This is a genomic window from Sediminibacterium soli, assembly GCF_009939225.1.
In the GTDB taxonomy this organism is placed as follows: Bacteria; Bacteroidota; Bacteroidia; order Chitinophagales; family Chitinophagaceae; genus Sediminibacterium; species Sediminibacterium soli.
The window spans coordinates 137054-157337 of the sequence record NZ_JAACJR010000008.1 but is presented as its reverse complement, the minus strand read 5'-3'; the positions used below and the strand labels follow the sequence as shown (position 1 = coordinate 157337).

Below are 20284 nucleotides of genomic sequence, written 5' to 3'. Positions count from 1 at the left end.
GGAAAATAGTATGCCAATAAAAAATAGTGAACATCAGAGATAAAAATTAAAAAGTTTATGAAAAAAACCTTCCTTGTACTCCATGCTATTCTTTTTTCTTTTATCGTTTATTCTCAAGGAAAAGCACTAAACTGGCAACAACAACGCAGCCATTACCAATTTCCTAAATGGTACACTGATGCCCGTTTTGGTATTTGGGTCCATTGGGGTGCACAAACACAACCAGATAGCGGCGGGGGCTGGTATGCCCGCCACATGTACATGCAAGATGTGGGCAATGAAACCTGGGGAACTAATGCTTATCCTTACCAGGTACGGCACTACGGGCACCCTTCAGAAAAAGGTTTTAAAGATGTGATACATGAATGGAAAGCGGAGAAGTTAAATACGGATGCATTGTTGAAATATTTCAAAAGTATTGGCGCTAAATATTTTGTGGTCCTTGCAAATCATCATGATCACTTCGACAATTTTGCTTCTACGTATCAACAGTGGAACTCAGTGAACGTGGGTCCAAAAAAGGATATTGTTGGTTTGTTTAAAAAATCGGCGGTTAAATATGATATTCCTTTCGGAGTCAGCTCACATGATGATCGTTTTCTCACGTGGTGGTTGCCCGCGTTCCGTGCAGATACTTCTGGCCCATACAAAGGGCTGCCTTACGATGGACGCATGACCAAAGCTGACGGCAAAGGGAAATGGTGGGAAGGTCTTGACCCGGCCGATTTGTACGGCCTTCCACCCGAGAAACGTACACCTGAATATATTAAAGGCGTAAAAGAGAACTATATAAGGCGCCTTGAAGAACTGGTGACAAAATATGATGTGGATATGCTTTGGTTTGATGGTTATGGGTTCCCTTATGGTGATTATGGTAAAGAAGTGTGCACCTACTATTTTAATAATACATTAAAAGAGCATGGAAAAATTACAGGTGTCATAGCGGGAAAATTTAGTAATGAGCCATCAACTGTAAAGGATATCGAGCGGGGAGGTGCCACCGAAATCCTGCCTTACCCCTGGCAGGGTACTCTTACATTTGGAAGTTGGTTCTATAAAAAAGAAAGACCCATCAGGCACAGTGCCCGGACAGTGATCGAAACCCTTACTGATATTATCAGCAAAAATGGAAACCTGTTATTGAACGTGGAATTATTACCTGATGGCACTATACCGCCAGATCATAAGTTAATATTGGACACTATTGGTGAATGGATCAACCGCAACCGTGAAGCTATTTACGCCAGCAAACCCTGGAAAATATACGGTGATAACTTAGGTGGTGGAAAACCGGCGAAAAACATGAGTGAAACTGACCTCGCCGATGTAAAAAAGCAAAGCAACGATTTTAATGAACGCACCATTGGCAGTCCACTCTATCCGAATAATGAAGTCAGGTTCACTACAAAAGGGAAAAACTTGTTCATTTTTCTATTGAATCCTATACCCGGTCAAATTGAAATACCAAGTCTCGGACGGCAATCGTACTACAATTCTAAAAAAATTACTGCTATAAAATTATTGGGATGCCACAACAAAATTTCATTTAATCAAGACAGGGATAGGCTAAAATTAACCGTACCTGTGACAGATGGTTATACGCAAGTGTTTGAAGTGAAGGGAGTGTTGTAATAAATTATTAAAAAGTTAGAAAAAATAGAAATATTTTTCTTAATGCTTCTTTATTTCTCAAAACGAAGCGGATGCAGCAGCCAGGTTGCCGTTGTTTCTGTTGTTGGTGGGTTTTATTTATCAATAGCTGGGGAAGTATGAAAAAAAGTTCGAACGAATGAGTTATCCCAATGGGCCCCTTAGCATAGCTATATAACGATATTTTGAAGACTCGCTGTACCGGTGGAGGAAGGTAGCCTTTGCCAAAGAATCCTGCTTCATTCATAAGCATTGGCAGAGTATGGAGTATTGACTACGTATTGTATCAAATTGAAAGATAAAAAATGAAACAAAAATTAATTGTAGCGCTGTTATTGCTCTTTGCACATTGTAATCTTTTTGCCCAGAAAACAGAGCGGGCATTTGCGATTGGTGACAGTTCTTTTTTGCTGAATGGCAAGCCTTATGTTATCCGTTGTGGTGAAATGCATTTTGCCCGTATACCGAAACCTTATTGGCGTCAACGCTTGCAAATGGCAAAAGCCATGGGACTTAATACAGTATGTGCTTACCTGTTTTGGAATATGCATGAAAAAGAACCGGGAAAATTTAGCTGGGAAGGACAAAGTGATGCGGCGGAGTTTTGCAAAATTGCACAGCAGGAAGGCCTGTATGTGATATTAAGGCCAGGGCCTTACTCTTGCGCAGAATGGGAATTCGGCGGGCTGCCCTGGTGGTTGTTGAAAGACAAAACCATGAAGGTCCGTACACAGCATTCATATTATTTACAGCGGTGCAAACAATATCTGAAGGAAGTAGGCAGGCGATTAGCGCCTTTGCAGATTACCAACGGGGGGGCCATACTAATGGTACAGGTGGAGAATGAATACGGAAGTTTTGGAAATGATAAAGAGTACCTCGGTATTATAAGAGATGATTTAAAGGAAGCCGGGTTTAACACGCCTTTCTTTACCTGCGATGGTCCAGTGCAATTAAAAAATGACGTCAGACCTGATATTTTTGCTGCCGTCAATTTTGGAGGCAATCCCGAAAATGGTTTTAAAGCCTTGCGCGAAGTTCAGCCAAAAGGGCCGCTCATTTGCAGCGAATATTATCCCGGCTGGTTTGACAGCTGGGGTCGGCCGCATCATACGGGCAGCAGTGAGCATGTGGTGAAAGAATTGAGCTGGATGCTGGACCACAAAGCTTCTTTCAGCATTTACATGGTGCACGGCGGTACCACTTTTGGAACATATAGCGGCGCTAACGCACCACCTTATTTGCCGCAAACCAGCAGCTACGATTATGACGCGCCTATTAATGAAAGCGGAGAGTCCACCCCTAAGTTCTATCACCTTCGCGCCTTGCTTGAAAAATATTTACAGGAAGGAGAGAAGTTGCCTCTGTTGCCAGCGGCTATTCCAAAGCAGGCCATTGCTGCGTTTAAGCTGACGCAATACGCTGCTGTGTTCAACAATTTGCCCAAGCCCATTGTTGCAGATACGGCTTCGCTTTTTGAAGACCTTGATCTTCCCTTTGGCGGTATGCTGTACGAAACAACACTGCCCGTTGGCAAAAAGGCCTTGCTGACGTTTGATGAAATTCACGACTTTGCAACGGTGTACGTTGACAGTAAATTTGTTGGCGTGATTGACAGAAGGAAGAACGTCCGTTCGCTTGCGGTGCCTGCCCGAAGCAAGCCTTCAACACTACGCATTTTTGTGGAAGCGATGGGCCGTGTGAATTACGGTGATCTTATGCACGACCGCAAAGGCATACACGGCGCTGTAACGCTGGCCGTCAACAATGCCAAAACGGAATTGAAGAACTGGAAACATTACCGCATTCCGATGGGCGAGAACAATCTTCCGCTTTCCTTTCAAACAACCATGCCTGCTAAAGGCCAGCCAATGTTTTACAAAGGCTCGTTCACCACAGACAGCAATGCCGATACATATCTCGACATGAGCAAGTGCAGCAAGGGGCTTGTGTGGGTAAACGGCATTTGCCTCGGCCGGTATTGGAACATCGGGCCTACGCAAACCATGTTTTTGCCAGGCTGCTGGCTGAAGAAAGGACGGAACGAGGTGGTGGTGTTTGATTTGTTTGGCAACAACGCAAACCCCACACTGGCAGGCGTAGTAAAACCCATTCTGGACATGGTGACAGAGACGCAGGCAACGGCACACAAAAAAACCGGACAACAATGGATGACCGGTGCAAGCGCCGCGCATTACACCGGCAGTTTTGAAAATTCGGCGGCCTGGCAATCGGTGAAATTCAAACCGGTCGCAGCCCGTTATTTCTGCATCGAGGCGCTCAACAGTTTCAACGAGCAGCCGTTTACAACCGTTGCCGAATTGGAACTGCTGGACGAGCGGGGCGAAAAAATTTCCCGCAACAACTGGAAAGTGGCGTACGCCGACAGCGAAGAATTAGGAAGCGAAGACGGCAAAGCTGACAACGTGTTCGACCTGCAGTTTACCAGCATTTGGCACACCCAATGGTCTTCTGCGCAGCCCAAACACCCGCACCAGTTGGTGATTGATCTGGGGGCAGTGAAAAAGGTTAGCGGTATAAGCTACCTTCCCCGGCAGGACGGCGCAAATGGAAGAATCAAAGACTACCGGTTGTATTTTTCAACAACGCCGTTTAAGCTGGAGAAATGAGGGCGATTAACAGGAAGCATCATCCGGTTTGTGGAGGGTTGGTGAAGCTTTAATTGCAGATGTTTTTGCCATATAAAAATCATTACGGGATGAAAAACTAGTGGACACAAGCGACGCCTTTCCAGGAATCTTACAATAAACCCGATGGAAAAAAGACTGGCACTTACATGCCTGTTGGCAACTGGACAACTTTTGTTTGCGCAAAAGCCTAATGCCCTTCACAAAGGTCCCAACATCATTCTAGTATTAACGGATGACACGGGATACCGCGACATCGCCGGTTATGGCAATCTCCTGATTCGAACGGTTTTCCTGAATAAACAATTATATCATGAAACAAAATTCTTCCGTCAAAAACCCTATCCTTTGTATTTTTCTCTTTGCTGCAATATCCGTAAACGCACAAAAGATAAAGATTGCTTGCATAGGCAATAGCATTACGTATGGCGCCTTGGTAGCCAATCGCGAAAAGAACAACTATCCCGCCCAGTTGCAAAACATGCTGGGTGACGGTTATGAAGTGTTAAACTTCGGCGTAAGTGGAAGCACCCTACTGCGGAAAGGAAATCACTCATATTGGCGGGTAGATGCATTTAAAGAAGCCTTGACCAGTCGACCTGATATAGTAACGATCATGTTGGGCACCAACGACAGCAAAATGGTGAATCGTCCTTTTCGCGGAGAGTTTGAAAAAGACTACAAAGACCTGATTGATTCCTTTCGCTCATTACCCTCGCATCCCCGTGTGGTGTTGCTGTTGCCCCTTCCTTCTTTTTTGGAAGACAGCACTTCCATTTACGACCCGGTTATCAAACAACAAATCATTCCCATGATTGAGAATGTGGCCTACGCAACCGGCTGCGAGACCATTGATCTTTACCATCCCTTCACCGACAAAGTTGGCTTGCTGGTAGATAAAATTCATCCTTCTTCCTTAGGCGCAACCCTCATTGCAAGGAGATTGTATGAAGTGGTGAAGCTGAACGAAAAGTCCTTCGACATCTTTTCAAAAATCAAAGAAGAAAAAAAGTTCAGTTCCTTTCACGGCTTTGCCTGCGCCGATTTTACGTTTGCGGGCCGCAACTGCAAAGTAGTCAAGCCCAAAAAGGCTGTTGCCGGACTTTCCTGGATTTGGCGAGCCAGGTTTTGGGGACACGAACCCCAAACCGATATCGCGTTATTGGAAAGAGGGTTTCATTTGGTGTATTGTGATGTGGCGGAACTCTTTGGCAACAAAGAAGCCGTTGATTTATGGAATCGGTTTTACGCCTACATGCAGGATTGCGGCCTTGCCAAAAAAGTGGCGATGGAAGCTATGAGCAGGGGAGGTGTGTACGCTTACAGCTGGGCCCTGGCCAATCCGGCCAAAGTAGCTTGTGTTTACGCCGATGCGCCGGTGCTGGACCTTAAAAGCTGGCCGGGTGGAAAAGGCAAAAGCGCCGGGAGCAAAGAAAGCTGGGAGGTTTTTAAAAAAGATTACAACCTTGCTGATGCAGATGCGGATAATTTTTCCAACAGCCCTTTGAACAACGCCGCGAAGATTGCCCGCCTTGGCATCCCTTTGTTGCACGTGGTGGGCGACGCCGATGAGGTGGTGCCGGTGAGTGAAAACACGGCGCCTTTTGAAGAAAGAATAAAAGCAGCCGGTGGCAGTATAAACGTGATTCACAAACCGGGCGTAAACCATCATCCGCACAGTCTGCAAAACCCAACACCCGTTGTTGATTTTATTTTACGGGCCACAGGATATAAAACAAACTTTGCATCCGTTGCAGCACCCGCCGCCGAATACCGCTCCGCTGCAGGATGGACGGAAGGCTACGACTGGTGGAGACAAAACGCCGATATTGATTCCTTGCTGGCCGCTGAAAAAAAACTTGATATTGTTTTTCTGGGCAACTCCATCACGCAAGGTATAGCAGGCCAGCGCCCGCACGTCACCCACAAGCCGGGACTTGCGGTTTTTGATTCGGTATTTGGCAACCGCAAATGGGTATGCGCTGGCATCAGCGGCGACCGTACGCAAAATGTTTTGTGGCGATTGCAACACGGCAATTACAAACTTGCCAAACCAAAGGTGCTGGTCTTAACAATTGGCGTCAATAATTTTATCGAGGACGACAGCCCCGAAGAAATTGTAGCCGGTATTCTGTCCATTGCCAAATGGGCAAAGATCAACATGCCCGCTACTAAGATAATTCTCACAGGCCCGTTACCTACCGGATTAAACAAGGAAGAAAGCAGAAGAAAGAAGTATGAAAAGATTCAACAGTTGTTAGCCATGCGGAAGAGTAAGGAGTACATCTACCTGCCTTTGACAAATACATTTTTGCAGGCTGACGGCAGTTTGAGCACGAGTGACTTTACAGGAGATGGCATTCACCTGCACACTGATGGTTACCGCAAATGGGCGCTGGCTTTGCAGCCTGTAATTGATGGGCTGCTTTAGGCTAAATGAAAGGAATACCTGTATTGACAAATCAAACGGCCGGTTCTGAAGAACGTGCTTTGGCCTGTGTTGAGGATCCAGGCCTTTGATATAAATTACTGATAATTAACTGATAACTTACTATATCTAAAATTTAATAAAATCATCTGCTGGTCCAATCTCTTCCAGTCTAACCTCAATCGGAAATCGGCAATCGCCAATCCCTTCAATTCTCCTCCCTGCAATACTGCATCATCTTCGCGGTTACTTCCATCAGTCCGTGGTAATCGTTGGGTTTGACGATATAGTCCAGGGCGCCCAGGGTGAGCGATTGTTTGCGGCTTTCCTTTGAATTGGAGGTGGTGAATACCACGATCGGCACATCGTCGAGCCCGCCGGTACTGCGTATCCGGGTCAGGGTTTCCATGCCGTCCAGCACCGGCATATTCAAGTCCAGCACAACCAGGCAGGGCCGGGGCAGGGAATTGTCCCGGATACGGTCTATCACCTGCTGCCCGTTGGAGACCACTTCCACCGTACAGGCGCTGTCGATACCGCGAAAGCTGTCGCTGATCATCTCCTGGTCGTCGATATCATCGTCTGCTACCAGGATCACTTTTCCGGTGGTATTTGTGTGCATATGGAAACAACCCTAAAATCTTATGCCCGGCGGGTGGTTATCAACAGGGGGGGCGAAATGGCACTGCCCCATCCCGGGCCTAGATGGATCCAATAGTTTTTGTAGTGGTTTTCACTACGTGTTGTAGTAATTTGGTAGATTGCGGTCGCTTCCCGGTCAGTCATGCAAAAACACTGGTTTTTCAACCCCGCCAAAACCTACAGCCACTTCGCCACCGCGGGGGTATGGCTGTTTTTTGCGGTGCTGGGCGGTTCGCTGATCGGTTGCACCAAGGACGGCGGCGAGACGCCCGTACTGGTGGATACCACGCGCAACAGACCGGTGGCACCCACCGGTATGATCAGGGAGTTTTACATCGACGATACGCTGATCGGCTACGAACGCGGCACTTTTGTGCGCTGGTATGTTTCCGAAACAAATGCCAGTACCGTGGTAACGCTCAACGGCATCAAAGTGGCGTATAACGATGCCCTGACGACTGGCCCTTTACGATCCAATGTAAACTATGTACTGGCGGTGAACAACGGTTCCCAGCAGACCAAAACCATCCGGGTGGCCGACAAACTCACCACCGGTTTGTGGAACGGCGCCAGAAGATGGGTGGTGAATGATACCTGGATATGGAAACAGGTAAGGGCGATCGGTTCGCAGGGACAGGACACGCTGGTATACGACTGGGTGAGCATTTTTGCAGCCGACAGGGCCCGTTACCTGGATGCCCGGACCAGTTTTACCCTTACCGGCGATTCAAAAGAGGAGCAGCTTACCTGGAGCTATTACGGGCAGCTGAAACCAAGCGGGAAATTTGTGGCAACCCCCGACGGTCAGCCCAAACCCTTTTTTACCTGGAAGAACAGGGTCTATTTTGTGGATACGCTTACGCCGTTGAGTATGGTGGTTACCTTCGATACAAGCAATTATTCGGGAGCGGTTACCAGGAACCGGATACGGTATATTCCGGAATAAAGCTGTTCAGGAGAGCAGGTTCTGTCGCGCCAGAAACTCGAGTTTTTCGTTTGCTTCGATCAGTTTTTCCGTAAGTTCTTTGTTTTGCCTGCGCAGGTCAAGCACTTCAAAGGCTTTGAAGATAAAGTTCTTTACATCCTCCTCATTCCAGGGTTTGGAGAGGTATTTGTACACCTGTCCAACATTGATCGCGTCTATTACGGCATTGATGTCGGTGTATCCCGTGATGAGGATACGGATGGGGTCGGGATGTGTGGTGAGGATGGACTGGAAGAATTCGATGCCCGTCATTTTCGGCATGCGCTGGTCGCTCAGGATCACGTCAATGGGTTCTGAATCCAGGATTTTCATTCCTTCTTCGGCAGATTCGGCCGTGTAAATATTGAATACACGCCTGAATGCGGCCCGGAAAGAAGTGACATTGTTTGGTTCGTCATCAACGTAAAGAACGTTGATCTTTTTTTCTTCCATGTATCCTGGATTGTGGGAGTGGTGATTTTAAATCGGTTATAAAGGTAATAAAAACGAAGATTAACGTTTACAAATAAAATAAAGCGAAAGCAGTTTCGTTATTGTGTTTGCGATAAAAATCCCCCGGAGATGCCAGAGCCCGAAGTGTTAAAGACCGAGATCCGTATCAGAGCCTTCCGGGCAGTGGATGATCCCGTGACCTGTCAGAAATTCATCGATGGCCATCGCCATGTACTCGAGCACCACGGGATTACCAAAGTCACTTCTTCCAACAACGAATGGGCCAATAACCCCGGTGTGTTCGTGATCGTGGTGGAAACGCTCGACCGCGAAAAACTTTTCGGCGGTGCGCGCGTGCATGCCGCCAATGGCATTGTACCCCTGCCCATCGAAGACGCAACAGGGTATATGGACGAACGGATCTTCGATATTGTGGGCATTTGCGCACAGCATGGCACCGGCGAGCTCTGCGGTTTGTGGAACTCGAAGGAAGTGGCCGGGCTCGGCATCGGCAGCCTGTTTCCCTCCATTGCGGCCGTGGTGATCGCCGAGCAGATCGGTTTAACCACCATGTTCTCGCTTTGTTCCCCGGCAACCGTTCGTTTCAACCAGTGGATCGGCAGCACGGTACTCAAGACGGTGGGCAACGATGGCACCTTTTATTATCCCAAGCTTGACCTGCTGGCAACCGCCGTTTTTTTGTCGGACGCCGTGGCGCTTGAACACGCACATCCCCGCGAAAGGGAAAAGATGCTGTATCTTCGAAAAAACCTGCAGTCGGTCTCCATCGAAAAATCACCTTTCAAGAACTTTGCGGTGAAAGTGCATTATGACCTGGTGATAGCGAGCGCCAACCCAAGGGAATTCAAGATACCGCTGAAGCGTAAAGAAAAACCTTCATGAACAAACTGCTGTTTACCATCGCAGCCATCCTGCTGCTGAACATTGCACCCCTTGCGGGAAAACCCGAACTCATCCTTCACTACAAATCCCTTTTACTGATCGTTGCCGCAGCCTGTCTGTGGCTCAGCCAGCCCGCTTTCAGCACGCAGGAAGCAAAACGGGATAAAAGCAGCGACCGGTTGTCCATCATCGTGATCCTTATCATGTCTTCACTGAGCGTGGTAGCCGCGGTTACCGAATGGGGCTATGCCAACAATGCGGTTCAATCGTCGGTAACCATGACGCTTATCGGGGCGCTGCTGCTGGCAGCGGGCATCGGTATCCGCGTATGGGCCATTCAAACCCTGGGAAAACATTTTACCGCCACGGTTACCCTGACCAACGATCACCAGCTGGTACGATCCGGGCCCTACCGCTGGGTGAGGCATCCCAGTTACCTGGGCGCATTCATGGCCATCACGGGCTGCCCGGTGTTCCTGAACGCCTGGTGGGCAACGGGTGTGGCCATTGCCGCCATGACCATTGCCTATTATTTGCGCATCGGTGTTGAAGAAAAGATGCTTTCTGCTTACTTTGGTGACAAATACCTCGAGTACAGCAAACAGACCAAGCGGATCATTCCCTTTATCTGGTAAAACCAATCACTGACTGCGTATGCGTTCTTTCTGCCATTTTAGGGAAAAGATCCTGTTTACCGTGCGGTATCTGGGCTGTGCGTTACTGCTGCTGTTAGCGGCCCCGGTTCTGCATGCACAGCCGCTTGTATACCGCGGGGATACAGACAAACCGCTTGCCGTAGGCACCAGCATGCATATTTTGGTAGACAGCAGCAACCGCTACAATGCCGCCACCATTTTACAAAGCGGCGGTTTTGAGCGAGCCGTCAGCACCAGCCCTATTTTTCCGGTGGTGCCGGGTACCATCTGGGTCAGGTTTCCGCTGCGGAACCTTTCGGCTGATTCTGTTTTATACATAGACCTGCAGTACCCCAATATCACCCAGATCTCTTTTTACCGGCAGCAGGGCGATTCGCTGGGTCTGCTGAAAAAGGGGGGACAGTCGCTGCCGTTTGCGGAGAACAACCAGGTAGGTCCCAATTTCACCTGCCGCATTGTGCTGCCGCAGGGTGATTCTGCCATGTATTTTGTGCGGATCAACAGCCGCCACCAGGTACTGCTGCCTTTTTTTATCGCCGACCGGATAGCCCTCGACAGATCGCAGAGCCTGCAGGAGATCGTGATCGGTCTGTATATCGGTGTTATGGTGGCGATCTTCCTGTACAACCTGTTCCTTTTCTTTTCAACGCGCGACAGCAGTTATTTTATCTACATACTCTATCTTTTCTTTCTCACCATTGCGCAGATTGCGGTGTCGGGTTACGGGTACAAATACCTCTGGAGCGATTACCCCGTGCTGAACAGGTACCTGGTTACGGTAACCTCGGCGCTGGCGGGAATAAGCGGTATCACCTTCGCTGTTTACTTCCTGCATATGAAGCGGTTTGCGAGGAAGATGATGCCGGTGCTTTTCGGGCTGGTGGTATGTTATATGGTGGCGATCGTATCTACGCTGGCGGGTAATAACAGCATCAGTTACAACATACTGAATTTTATCAGTATGGCCGGAGGGCTGCTGCTACTGGGTATCTCGCTGTACATAGCCCGCCGGAAAAAGTATAAACCCGCCTATTTCTATTTTGTGGCCTGGTGTGCGTTTCTCGGCGGTATCATCGTATTTGTATTGCGTAATATCAATGTACTGCCCTATAATAATTTCACCACCTATGTGTTGTATGTGGGTTCGGCCATCGAGGGTATACTGCTCTCTATAGCGCTGGCGGATAAGATCAATTCGCTGCGGGCGGAAAAAGAAAAATCACAGGCCGATGCGCTGCGTATATCGCAGGAGAACGAGCGGCTGGTGAAGGACCAGAACATCGTGCTCGAAAAAAGGGTGGCGGAACGCACCGAAGAACTGCAGGCCTCGAACGAGAACCTCAGCTCGGCCCTGCACGACCTGAAAGACGCGCAGAGCCAGCTTGTGGAAGCCGAAAAAATGGCATCGCTGGGCCAGCTAACCGCGGGTATTGCGCACGAGATCAATAACCCCATCAATTTCGTTAAGTCGAATATCAAGCCGCTGCAGCTCGATATCAAGGACCTGCTCGAAGTGATCGGCGAATACGATCGGCTGCATGGCACCGATCCGGAAAAAATAGAGCAAAAGCTGGCAGATATCGACAAACTGAAAAAACAGATCGATCTCGACTATGTAAAAACAGAGATCGACAGCCTGATGAACGGCATCAAGGACGGCGCCGAGCGCACCGCCGAGATTGTACTGGGATTGCGTAACTTCAGCCGCCTCGACGAGAGCGAGATCAAAACCGCGGATATCCATGAGGGCATCGATTCAACCCTGGTATTGCTCAAGAACCAGGTTCCGGACAATGTAAGGATCATCCGCGATTTCAGGGCCGGCGGTTCGATCGAATGTCTGCCGGGAAAACTTAACCAGGTGTTCATGAACATCATGGGCAACGGTCTGCAGGCGATCAGGCAGAAAGAGGTGCAGGGCGATGAAAGTCTCACCATCAGCACCGAGGATATCGGCGACCAGATACAGGTACGGATCAGGGATACGGGTATCGGTATGACCGAGGAAGTAAAACAAAAAATATTCGATCCTTTCTTCACCACCAAGGACGTGGGAGAGGGCACCGGGCTGGGACTTTCCATTGTTTTTAAGATCATACAGCGCCATGAAGGAAAAATTGACGTAATTTCTGCCCCCGGAAAGGGATCGGAGTTTATTATAACTTTATATCATACCTTGCCCGAATCGGCGGTCAACTAATTGTCGCATGATGAGAAAACAAGACACCAGGATCAGGATATTGTACGTAGATGATGAAGCCAACAACCTGCTTGCATTTCAGGCCGGCTTCAGGCGCTTTTACGAAATATACACCGCCACCAGCGTGGCCGAAGGACTCGCCATTCTCAACGATCACGAGATACACGTGATCCTTGCCGACCAGCGAATGCCCAAGGTTACAGGTGTTGAATTCTTCAGTATCGTACGCAAAGCGCATCCCGATCCCATGCGCATACTGATCACCGGGTACACCGACCTGGGCGCCCTGGTGGAGGCAATCAATTCGGGCGAGATATTCCGCTATATCAAAAAACCCTGGGACGACCTGGAACTGAAAACAGCGATACAGAACGCCTACGAAGTGTACGGCACCAGGCTGGAACTGAAGAACAAGATCCGCGAGCTGGAACGGACCAATGATGAACTCAACCGTTTTGTATACAGCACCTCACACGATCTTCGCTCGCCGCTGGCCAATATCCTGGGAATACTGAACGTGGCCAAACTGCAATCCCCCTCGGAAGACCCCACCGGTTTTTACGATATGATCGAAAGCTGCGTGAACAAAATGGACCTGTTCATTCATAAGATCATCGAGTATTACAAGGGTATCCGTGTGGACAATGTGAACGAGGTGGTGGACTTTCATACGCTGGTCAACGACAGCATCAGTCTCTGCAATATGCAGAACCCGCAGCTGGTGTTTGAAACAAAAGTGGACCAGACCGCAGAGTTCCATAGCGACAGTTTCCGCCTGTCGCTGGTGCTGAACAACCTTATCTCCAACGCGGTGAAATACCAGCGCAGCGATGAGGAGAGACCTAAGGTATCCATTACGGTAAAAGCGGATAAGAAAGAGGCGCTGATCTTCATCGAGGACAATGGCGTGGGTATCATCGAAGACCACCTGAATAAAATATTCCAGATATTTTTCCGCAGCACCGATTACCGCAATGGGCTGGGTATAGGGCTGTACATCGTAAAAGAAGCGCTTACCCGTATCGGCGGCGATATCAACGTAAATTCAGAGTTTGGAAAAGGAACCCGGTTCACCCTCAAAGTGCCTAACCACAACGAGCAGGAGGAACCGGAAGTTGCCGAAACGGCAGCCTAATAATTTTCGTACGCATACGCCATGCGGCCGATCATTTTCTTCTCTTTGTCAAAACCGGTTTCCGAGGTTTTGAGTCCTTTGTCGTTATACGTGTATTGCCATACAAAATAGTTGGCGCTGCCGAGCGAGATCTGCGTCATCCGGCTTACCCTGTTGCCGGCATCGTATTCATATTGAAAATCGGGTATCAGCTTTTTCAGCCGGCTGTTGTAACGAACGATATCGGTAAGTCTTTTGGCGTCGTCGTAGTAGTAGTAATACACTTCTATATCCTTTCCCTTTCTTTTCCAGTGTTCCTCGGCAACCAGTCCTTTTTCGTCCCTGACAAAAACGATCTGGGTCGAATCCGTCCTGTTTTTTGTGCGAAGCATGGAAACAGGTTCGCCGTTTTCGTTGTATACCCAGTCGTGTGCTTCCACAGAACTGTATTTCATGGCCGTGTCTGTGGTGGTAAGCAGCACCTGCTGTATCTTTCCTTTGTCGTTATACTGGTATTCCGTCCTGTTTTCGATGCCGTTGCTGTAGGCACGCGATCTTTTTAAACGCGAAAGCTCGTAGCCATAGGTTGTATTCGATGTTTTGCCGCCGGCAACAGCGGTGTTCACCGAAACCCGTTTGCCATCCATACTGATCTCTTCTTCGAGTAAAAATCCTTCCGAAACGGAATTGTCCGCCTCGTAACTGGTGCCGGTGATCTTTTTGATCCTGCCTGCGCGCAGCAGTTTGTATTGTTCGTTGGTGCTCTGGGTGGAAATAATATCATTAAAATAATACTGGCAGTCTGCAGACAGGGTAAACACACAGGCCAGTAAAACAAACGTGATCCTCATTCGGTATACGGGTTTTGCCAAAGGTACAGAGGCATTTTTCAACAATCCAAAAACCTTCGCTTCCGGCAATCGTTTAGTTCTGTATTTTTAATCAAACGTTAACAAGTGTCTCATCTACGCGAACGAAAGGAAAAGAGCTGTCTCAACTGCCAGGCAACGGTTCATGGAAGGTATTGTCATGTCTGCGGACAGGAAAACACAGAGCCGCACGAAAGTTTCTGGCACCTGGTTACCCATTTTGTGTACGACGTTACGCATTTTGACGGCAAGTTTTTCAGTACGCTTAAGTACCTCCTGTTCCGGCCGGGGTTTCTTTCGCATGAGTACCTGAAAGGGAGAAGGGCCTCTTACCTGCACCCGATCAGGATGTATGTGTTCACTTCCGCCTTCTTTTTTCTTGTGTTCTTCAGTATGAGCAAAGACGGGGAAATGGTGAAAATGACAGAGACGCAGTCTACGGCAAAGGAACTCATAGAACGGCTGGAGAAAAAGAAAACGCGAACGCAGGAGAAACTGAAAAAGGACTCGCTGAATGCATCCCAGGTGCAGCGCTACCTGGCGCAGTTGTCGAATATCGACAGCGATCTGGTGACGATCAGAAAAGACACCAGCGCCAGGGAGCAGCTGATCACCTTTCGCGATGACTTCAATTTTCTGGGCAGCGAAAGCGATTTTAAAACCGTAAAAGCCTATGATTCGGCCCAGGCGGCGTTGCCAGTGTCGGATCGCGCGGGCTTTTTCGAGCGCCGGTTTACGCGGCAGAACCTGCACCTGAGAGAGAAATACCATGATGATTCCAAGGAAATATGGAAGGCAATCGTTGAGAAATTCAAACACCTGTTTCCCCAGATGCTGTTTGTATCGCTGCCCCTGTTTGCGCTGGCATTGCAGCTGCTGTATGTGCGGCGTAAAAAGTTCTATTATGTAAACCATGTGATCTATACCATTCACCTGTATTGCGGTACCTTTATCCTGATACTGATCGGCATCCTGCTGGCATGGCTGATGCACCGGTTTCACTGGGATACCGATTGGCTTACCGGCATATTCACGCTGCTGGGATTCTTTTACTGGTATAAGTGTATGCGGGGCTTTTATGAGCAGGGAAGAAGGAAGACCATCCTGAAATACATACTGGTGATGTTCCTCTCGCTGTTCATCATGTCGTTTATCTTTGCCATTTTTATTATTTTCTCGGCGATGTCGATTTAAAAGACCGGTTATGCAGCAAACAGCAGACAGTTTTCTACGGCTTGTAAAAATCATGGATGAATTGCGTGAGCAATGCCCCTGGGACAGGAAGCAGACCATACACACGCTCCGGCCGCTTACGCTGGAGGAAACCTATGAACTGGCGGATGCCATCACCGAGAACGACTGGAAAGGCATCCGGGAGGAGTTGGGCGATATCATGCTGCACCTGCTGTTCTACGCAAAGATCGGAACGGAGCAGCAGCAGTTCAGTCTTGATGAAGTGCTCAACGGCATCTGCGAAAAACTCATTTACCGTCATCCGCATATCTATGGTGATGTAACGGTGACGGGAGAGGAGGAGGTAAAAAAGAACTGGGAAATACTTAAAATAAAAGAGGGCAAAACATCGGTATTGGGCGGAGTGCCGGTATCGCTGCCTGCCGTGGTAAAAGCCACGCGTATACAGGAAAAAGCAAAACAGGTGGGGTTTGAATGGGATAACAGGGAAGACGTGTGGAAGAAAGTGGAAGAGGAAATGGGCGAGCTGCAACAGGCGATCAGGGAAGGGGAACAGGAGCAGGTAACGGAAGAGTTCGGCGACCTGCTGTTCAGTCTGGTGAATTATGCACGATTTTTGCAGGTGGATGCAGAAGGTGCACTGGAACTGACCAACAAGAAATTTATCGGCCGCTTTCAGCAAATGGAAGCCGTGGCAGCGGAAAAAGGAAAAAAACTGACCGATATGACGCTCGGAGAAATGGACGCCATCTGGAATGATATCAAACGAAAACCCCGATCTGCTTGATCCAGTTATTACGCCAGGCAACATACAAACACGGATACCTGATCATTACGGCCGCCTGGTTGTATACCATCTCTTTTATATTCAGCAATTACTGGAGCTATCACTCCTCTCCTGAAAAAGTGCAGAGCAGCATCGAACAGAGCCTGCACAGACAGGAAGCCCGGTTTACCCGGGTAAGCGCCGATACGGCCTTGCTCTACACCCTGATCCATCCCGGCCCCGAGATACGTAACCCGCTGGCCGATGATATCGGGCTGTTTATCTACCGCCTCAACGAAACCCGGCAAACGCCTTCACTGGTATACTGGAACACCAACCGGATGTATGTTGACAACGACGATGTAGACGGACAGGCCGCCAATTTTTTTGTGGGCACTTCCAACGGCGATTTTGAAATGGTCAAGACCACCGATACCATACGCGGCATCGTGTACGCGGTGATCGGTATGATACCGGTGCGCTGGTCTTATTTTATCGAGAACAGGTACCTGCACAGCGATTTTGCAGGCTATCCGGGTCTGAGTCTGCAATACGAGATCAGCGCCGACCCATCGGCACTGCCGGTTAACGACAGCCAGGGCGAGGAACTTTTCCGCATCAAATTAAAGGAAGGGAAATTGTTTGTGGCTTACGACGGCATCACCGTTTTTCTGCGGGTGATGGCCATTATCCTGATGCTGGTATTCCTGCACTCGGTGGCGCAGGAGATTGTGTTGCGGCGCAATTTCCGTACAGGTTTTTTGTTTCTGACGGCTGTGGTGGTACTGCTGCGGGTGATCACCTACCGGTTTGCCTTCCCTTTCGATTTCAGCAAGCTGCTGCTGTTCGACCCCTCCATCTATGCCTCCAATTTCCTGCATCCTTCGCTTGGCGATCTGTTTGTGAACGCGGTGCTGCTTTTCTGGCTGGTGAGTTTTTACAAAACCCACCACGACCACCTGCCCTGGATCAAAAAGATACTGCCCGGAGACGTCTATAATTTCGGCAGCCTGGCCCTGCTTACGTTTATCTGCTTTCTGCTGGGCAGCGTTGTCATCAGCCTGGTAAAGGATTCCAAGATCTCTTTCGATGTCACCAATATCTTCAGCTTAACCGTATACAGCGTTATCAGCATCATTGTACTGTGTTTTCTGGTGCTTTCTTTTTTCCATTTTTCGCAGATACTGCTCAAACCGGCCATTCAAACCCAGGTGCCGCTGTACCAGCAGTTGCTGGGCGTGGCGACGGCGGGCTCGCTGTGTTTGCTGTTGTTTACGGCGATTACGGACACCAGAACCTATCTCTGGATACTGGTATGGCTTACCGGTTATGTGCTGCTGCTGAATTTCCGCAGAAGAGATATCGGCAAGCCGCTGCTGCGTTCCACCTTCTTTATTTTCTGGGTGATGATCTTCACCATGTCTATTGCCTCCATCGTGATCTATGAGAACAGGATCGTGGAAGCGGGACAGCGTAAGAGCATTGCGGAAAAGCTGGCGCTGCAGACAGACCCTTCCGGGGAAAGCCTGCTGAATATTGCCGCCACCAATTTTGACGATGCCTTTCTTATCAGCAATTTTCACCGGCTGGCGGAGAGCGAGTATTCCAACAAATTCATTAAAGACAGCCTGATCAACCAGAATTTTTCAGGCTATCTCAATAAATACGATACCCGCATCTATACTTTCGACAGCCTGTATCACCCGCTGTATAACGAGGACTCTACCAGTTATGCCAGTATCAAAACCATACTGCTGAACCAGGCCAAGCCCACGGTGATCCCCGAATTGTTCAGTTACGATAACACCGCAGAAGGATTCAGTTATATCTACCAGAAAGACATCAGGGACGAGGACGGGGAACTGGGTTACCTGTTCGTGATCATCAAATCGAAACGTTACAAAAGCGAGGCGCTGTATCCCGAGCTTTTTAACCAGGTGCAGGATGTGGCGTCTGACCTCAACACCAACTATGCATACGCCGTATACAACAAGGGCCGGCTGATCAATCATTTCAATACCTACAGTTTCCCCTCGCGCATAGACAGGCGCGAGGTGCCGGATTTCGAGTTCTCTTTCCGTAAACAGGGTAATTACAGCGAACTATGGTATAACAGCGGCAACGACAAACAGGTGCTGGTGGTAAAACGAAACACCTGGGTAATAGAGGCGATCACGCTTTTTGCCTACCTGTTCTGCTCTTTCCTGCTGATCATCCTGGTGTTTCATGTGGGCAACCGGGCGCTGCAGGCCCGCTTCAAATGGCAGGAGATGCGGAAAATGCTGCGGCTGAATATCCGTTCGCAGATACAGGCCACCATTATCTTCCTCAGCGTATTTTCTTTCCTGGTGATCGGTATTGCCACCATCTCGTTTTTTATCCTCAGGTTTCACCGCGGCAACGAAGAACGCCTGTCCAAGTCCATTCAGGTAATGGCCAACGAGGTAAACAGCCGCATGAATTCGCTGCAGGCGTTCGATGATGTGCCCGATAACCTCGGCGTACGCTCCGAACTGGAGAAAACCATCGCAGAGATATCGGATCTTCATAACGTAGACATCAATTATTACAATACCGAAGGAACGCTGGTTATTTCAACCCAGCCCTATATCTATAACAAACACCTGCTCAGCGCTAAAATGGAACCACGTGCGTACCAGCACCTGCGGTATGGTTTCAGTATGCGTTACCTGCAGTCGGAGCAGGTGGGCAGTTTTGAATACCTCAGCATCTATGTGCCATTGATCGACGATGCGGGCAGTGCCTATGCCTATCTGAACATACCGTATCTCAATTCACAGAGCGAGCTGAACCAGGAGATCTCCAGCTTTCTGGCAACGCTGATCAACCTCAACGCCTTTATTTTCCTGATAGCCGGTGCGATCGCTTTTATCCTCACCAGCCGTATCACCAATTCGTTCAGCATCATCGGTAAGAAAATGCGCGAGATGAACCTCGGCAAGATCAACGAAGAGATCAGTTGGAACCGCAACGACGAGATCGGCATGCTGGTGGAGGAATACAACAAGATGGTAAAGAAACTCGAGGAAAGCGCACAGGCGCTTGCCAAGAGCGAGCGGGAAGGGGCCTGGCGCGAAATGGCGCGGCAGGTGGCACACGAGATCAAAAACCCGCTTACGCCGATGAAGCTGAGCATACAGTACCTGCAGAATGCCATACAGAAAGGTGCGCCAAATGTAAAGGAACTGTCGTCGAACATGGCCGTAACGCTGATAGAGCAGATAGACCAGTTGTCAAAGATCGCCGGTGATTTTTCCCAGTTCGCAAACATCGGCAATGCGCGTCTTGAAAAATTTGATATCACCGATGCCCTGTCTTCCGTGGTGCGGCTCTACCAGGCGCATCCCAAAGCGCAGATCGAATGGGCAAAAGAAGCGGGTGACTACGCCGTATTCTCCGACCGGGTGCAGATGAACCGCCTCTTCACCAATCTTATCCAGAATGCGATCGAAGCCAATGAGGAGCCCCACAGGCAGGCGCATATCCGCATACAGCAGCAGATCGTGGACGGACAGATACTGCTCTCCGTTGCCGACGATTCGGGCGGCATTCCACCCCGGATGCGGGAGAATATTTTCAAACCCAATTTCACCACCAAATCCTCCGGAACCGGCCTGGGACTGGCTATCTGCAAAGGCATCGTTGAAAAAGCCAATGGCCGGATCTGGTTTGAATCGGTGGAAGAAAAAGGAGCGGTGTTTTACATCAGGCTGCCAAAAGCGTCAAACTGAAAAACAGCTGGCGGGAAATAATTCCTTTTGCGCTTACCGCGCCGG

Annotated in this window: 14 protein-coding genes; 11 read left to right on the top strand and 3 right to left on the bottom strand. The window is 49.0% G+C overall.

Annotation, left to right across the window (positions count from 1 at the left end; all coding sequences use genetic code 11):
* Window positions 1-57: 57 nt before the first annotated feature.
* The 3 genes from GWC94_RS07930 (at window position 58) to GWC94_RS07920 (ending at window position 6729) form a co-directional block, all read left to right on the top strand.
* Window positions 58-1632, top strand: coding sequence for an alpha-L-fucosidase (locus tag GWC94_RS07930; RefSeq protein ID WP_161834513.1), 1575 nt, complete (start codon window positions 58-60; stop codon window positions 1630-1632).
* 323 nt (window positions 1633-1955) lie between these two features.
* Window positions 1956-4280 (top strand): beta-galactosidase, encoded by a 2325-nt coding sequence (locus GWC94_RS07925; protein ID WP_161834512.1) that lies wholly within the window; start codon window positions 1956-1958, stop codon window positions 4278-4280.
* A 331-nt stretch (window positions 4281-4611) separates the two neighbouring features.
* Entirely contained in the window at window positions 4612-6729 is a 2118-nt protein-coding gene (locus GWC94_RS07920; RefSeq protein ID WP_161834511.1) for a GDSL-type esterase/lipase family protein, read from the top strand.
* Window positions 6730-6934: 205 nt separating this feature from the next.
* Here GWC94_RS07920 and GWC94_RS07915 read toward each other — a convergent pair whose 3' ends face one another.
* Entirely contained in the window at window positions 6935-7348 is a 414-nt protein-coding gene (locus GWC94_RS07915; protein ID WP_161834510.1) for a response regulator, read from the bottom strand.
* A gap of 162 nt (window positions 7349-7510) precedes the next feature.
* Between GWC94_RS07915 and GWC94_RS07910 the strand changes: the two genes are divergently transcribed.
* Window positions 7511-8314: a hypothetical protein gene (locus tag GWC94_RS07910; RefSeq protein ID WP_161834509.1), complete on the top strand. Its 804-nt coding sequence runs from the start codon at window positions 7511-7513 to the stop codon at window positions 8312-8314.
* 6 nt (window positions 8315-8320) lie between these two features.
* On the opposite strand, the gene GWC94_RS07905 is transcribed toward GWC94_RS07910, so the two are convergent.
* Window positions 8321-8785, bottom strand: a complete 465-nt coding sequence (locus tag GWC94_RS07905) for a response regulator (RefSeq protein ID WP_161834508.1) — start codon at window positions 8783-8785, stop codon at window positions 8321-8323.
* Window positions 8786-8914: 129 nt separating this feature from the next.
* On the opposite strand from GWC94_RS07905, the gene GWC94_RS07900 reads away from it, so the two are divergent.
* The 4 genes from GWC94_RS07900 to GWC94_RS07885 are packed head-to-tail and all read left to right on the top strand — an operon-like array spanning window position 8915 to window position 13679.
* Window positions 8915-9688, top strand: a complete 774-nt coding sequence (locus tag GWC94_RS07900) for a hypothetical protein (protein ID WP_161834507.1) — start codon at window positions 8915-8917, stop codon at window positions 9686-9688.
* Window positions 9685-10323 carry a methyltransferase family protein gene (locus GWC94_RS07895; RefSeq protein ID WP_202628668.1) on the top strand — a complete coding sequence of 213 codons (639 nt, stop codon included), beginning with the start codon at window positions 9685-9687 and terminating at the stop codon, window positions 10321-10323. The genes GWC94_RS07900 and GWC94_RS07895 overlap by 4 nt, the downstream gene beginning before the upstream one ends.
* A gap of 19 nt (window positions 10324-10342) precedes the next feature.
* The gene (locus tag GWC94_RS07890; protein ID WP_161834506.1) at window positions 10343-12544 is read left to right on the top strand and encodes a sensor histidine kinase; all 2202 of its coding nucleotides are present in this window, start codon (window positions 10343-10345) and stop codon (window positions 12542-12544) included.
* A gap of 7 nt (window positions 12545-12551) precedes the next feature.
* Window positions 12552-13679, top strand: coding sequence for a hybrid sensor histidine kinase/response regulator (locus GWC94_RS07885; RefSeq protein WP_235918489.1), 1128 nt, complete (start codon window positions 12552-12554; stop codon window positions 13677-13679).
* On the opposite strand, the gene GWC94_RS07880 is transcribed toward GWC94_RS07885, so the two are convergent.
* Complete coding sequence (locus GWC94_RS07880; RefSeq protein WP_161834505.1) at window positions 13676-14509, bottom strand: hypothetical protein; 834 nt, start codon at window positions 14507-14509, stop codon at window positions 13676-13678. The genes GWC94_RS07885 and GWC94_RS07880 overlap by 4 nt on opposite strands.
* A gap of 105 nt (window positions 14510-14614) precedes the next feature.
* Between GWC94_RS07880 and GWC94_RS07875 the strand changes: the two genes are divergently transcribed.
* The 3 genes from GWC94_RS07875 to GWC94_RS07865 are packed head-to-tail and all read left to right on the top strand — an operon-like array spanning window position 14615 to window position 20239.
* Window positions 14615-15721, top strand: coding sequence for a DUF3667 domain-containing protein (locus GWC94_RS07875; protein ID WP_161834504.1), 1107 nt, complete (start codon window positions 14615-14617; stop codon window positions 15719-15721).
* 10 nt (window positions 15722-15731) lie between these two features.
* The gene (mazG, locus tag GWC94_RS07870; protein ID WP_161834503.1) at window positions 15732-16508 is read left to right on the top strand and encodes a nucleoside triphosphate pyrophosphohydrolase; all 777 of its coding nucleotides are present in this window, start codon (window positions 15732-15734) and stop codon (window positions 16506-16508) included.
* Entirely contained in the window at window positions 16505-20239 is a 3735-nt protein-coding gene (locus GWC94_RS07865) for a sensor histidine kinase (protein ID WP_161834502.1), read from the top strand. The genes mazG and GWC94_RS07865 overlap by 4 nt, the downstream gene beginning before the upstream one ends.
* Window positions 20240-20284 lie beyond the last annotated feature (45 nt).

Bases quoted from the DNA above. Each gene is read 5' to 3' on its own strand.
- GWC94_RS07930 (WP_161834513.1), top strand. From the start codon at position 58: ATGAAAAAAACCTTCCTTGTACTCCATGCTATTCTTTTTTCTTTTATC.
- GWC94_RS07925 (WP_161834512.1), top strand. From the start codon at position 1,956: ATGAAACAAAAATTAATTGTAGCGCTGTTATTGCTCTTTGCACATTGT.
- GWC94_RS07920 (WP_161834511.1), top strand. From the start codon at position 4,612: ATGAAACAAAATTCTTCCGTCAAAAACCCTATCCTTTGTATTTTTCTC.
- GWC94_RS07915 (WP_161834510.1), bottom strand. From the start codon at position 7,348: ATGCACACAAATACCACCGGAAAAGTGATCCTGGTAGCAGACGATGAT.
- GWC94_RS07910 (WP_161834509.1), top strand. From the start codon at position 7,511: ATGCAAAAACACTGGTTTTTCAACCCCGCCAAAACCTACAGCCACTTC.
- GWC94_RS07905 (WP_161834508.1), bottom strand. From the start codon at position 8,785: ATGGAAGAAAAAAAGATCAACGTTCTTTACGTTGATGACGAACCAAAC.
- GWC94_RS07900 (WP_161834507.1), top strand. From the start codon at position 8,915: ATGCCAGAGCCCGAAGTGTTAAAGACCGAGATCCGTATCAGAGCCTTC.
- GWC94_RS07895 (WP_202628668.1), top strand. From the start codon at position 9,685: ATGAACAAACTGCTGTTTACCATCGCAGCCATCCTGCTGCTGAACATT.
- GWC94_RS07890 (WP_161834506.1), top strand. From the start codon at position 10,343: ATGCGTTCTTTCTGCCATTTTAGGGAAAAGATCCTGTTTACCGTGCGG.
- GWC94_RS07885 (WP_235918489.1), top strand. From the start codon at position 12,552: ATGATGAGAAAACAAGACACCAGGATCAGGATATTGTACGTAGATGAT.
- GWC94_RS07880 (WP_161834505.1), bottom strand. From the start codon at position 14,509: ATGAGGATCACGTTTGTTTTACTGGCCTGTGTGTTTACCCTGTCTGCA.
- mazG (WP_161834503.1), top strand. From the start codon at position 15,732: ATGCAGCAAACAGCAGACAGTTTTCTACGGCTTGTAAAAATCATGGAT.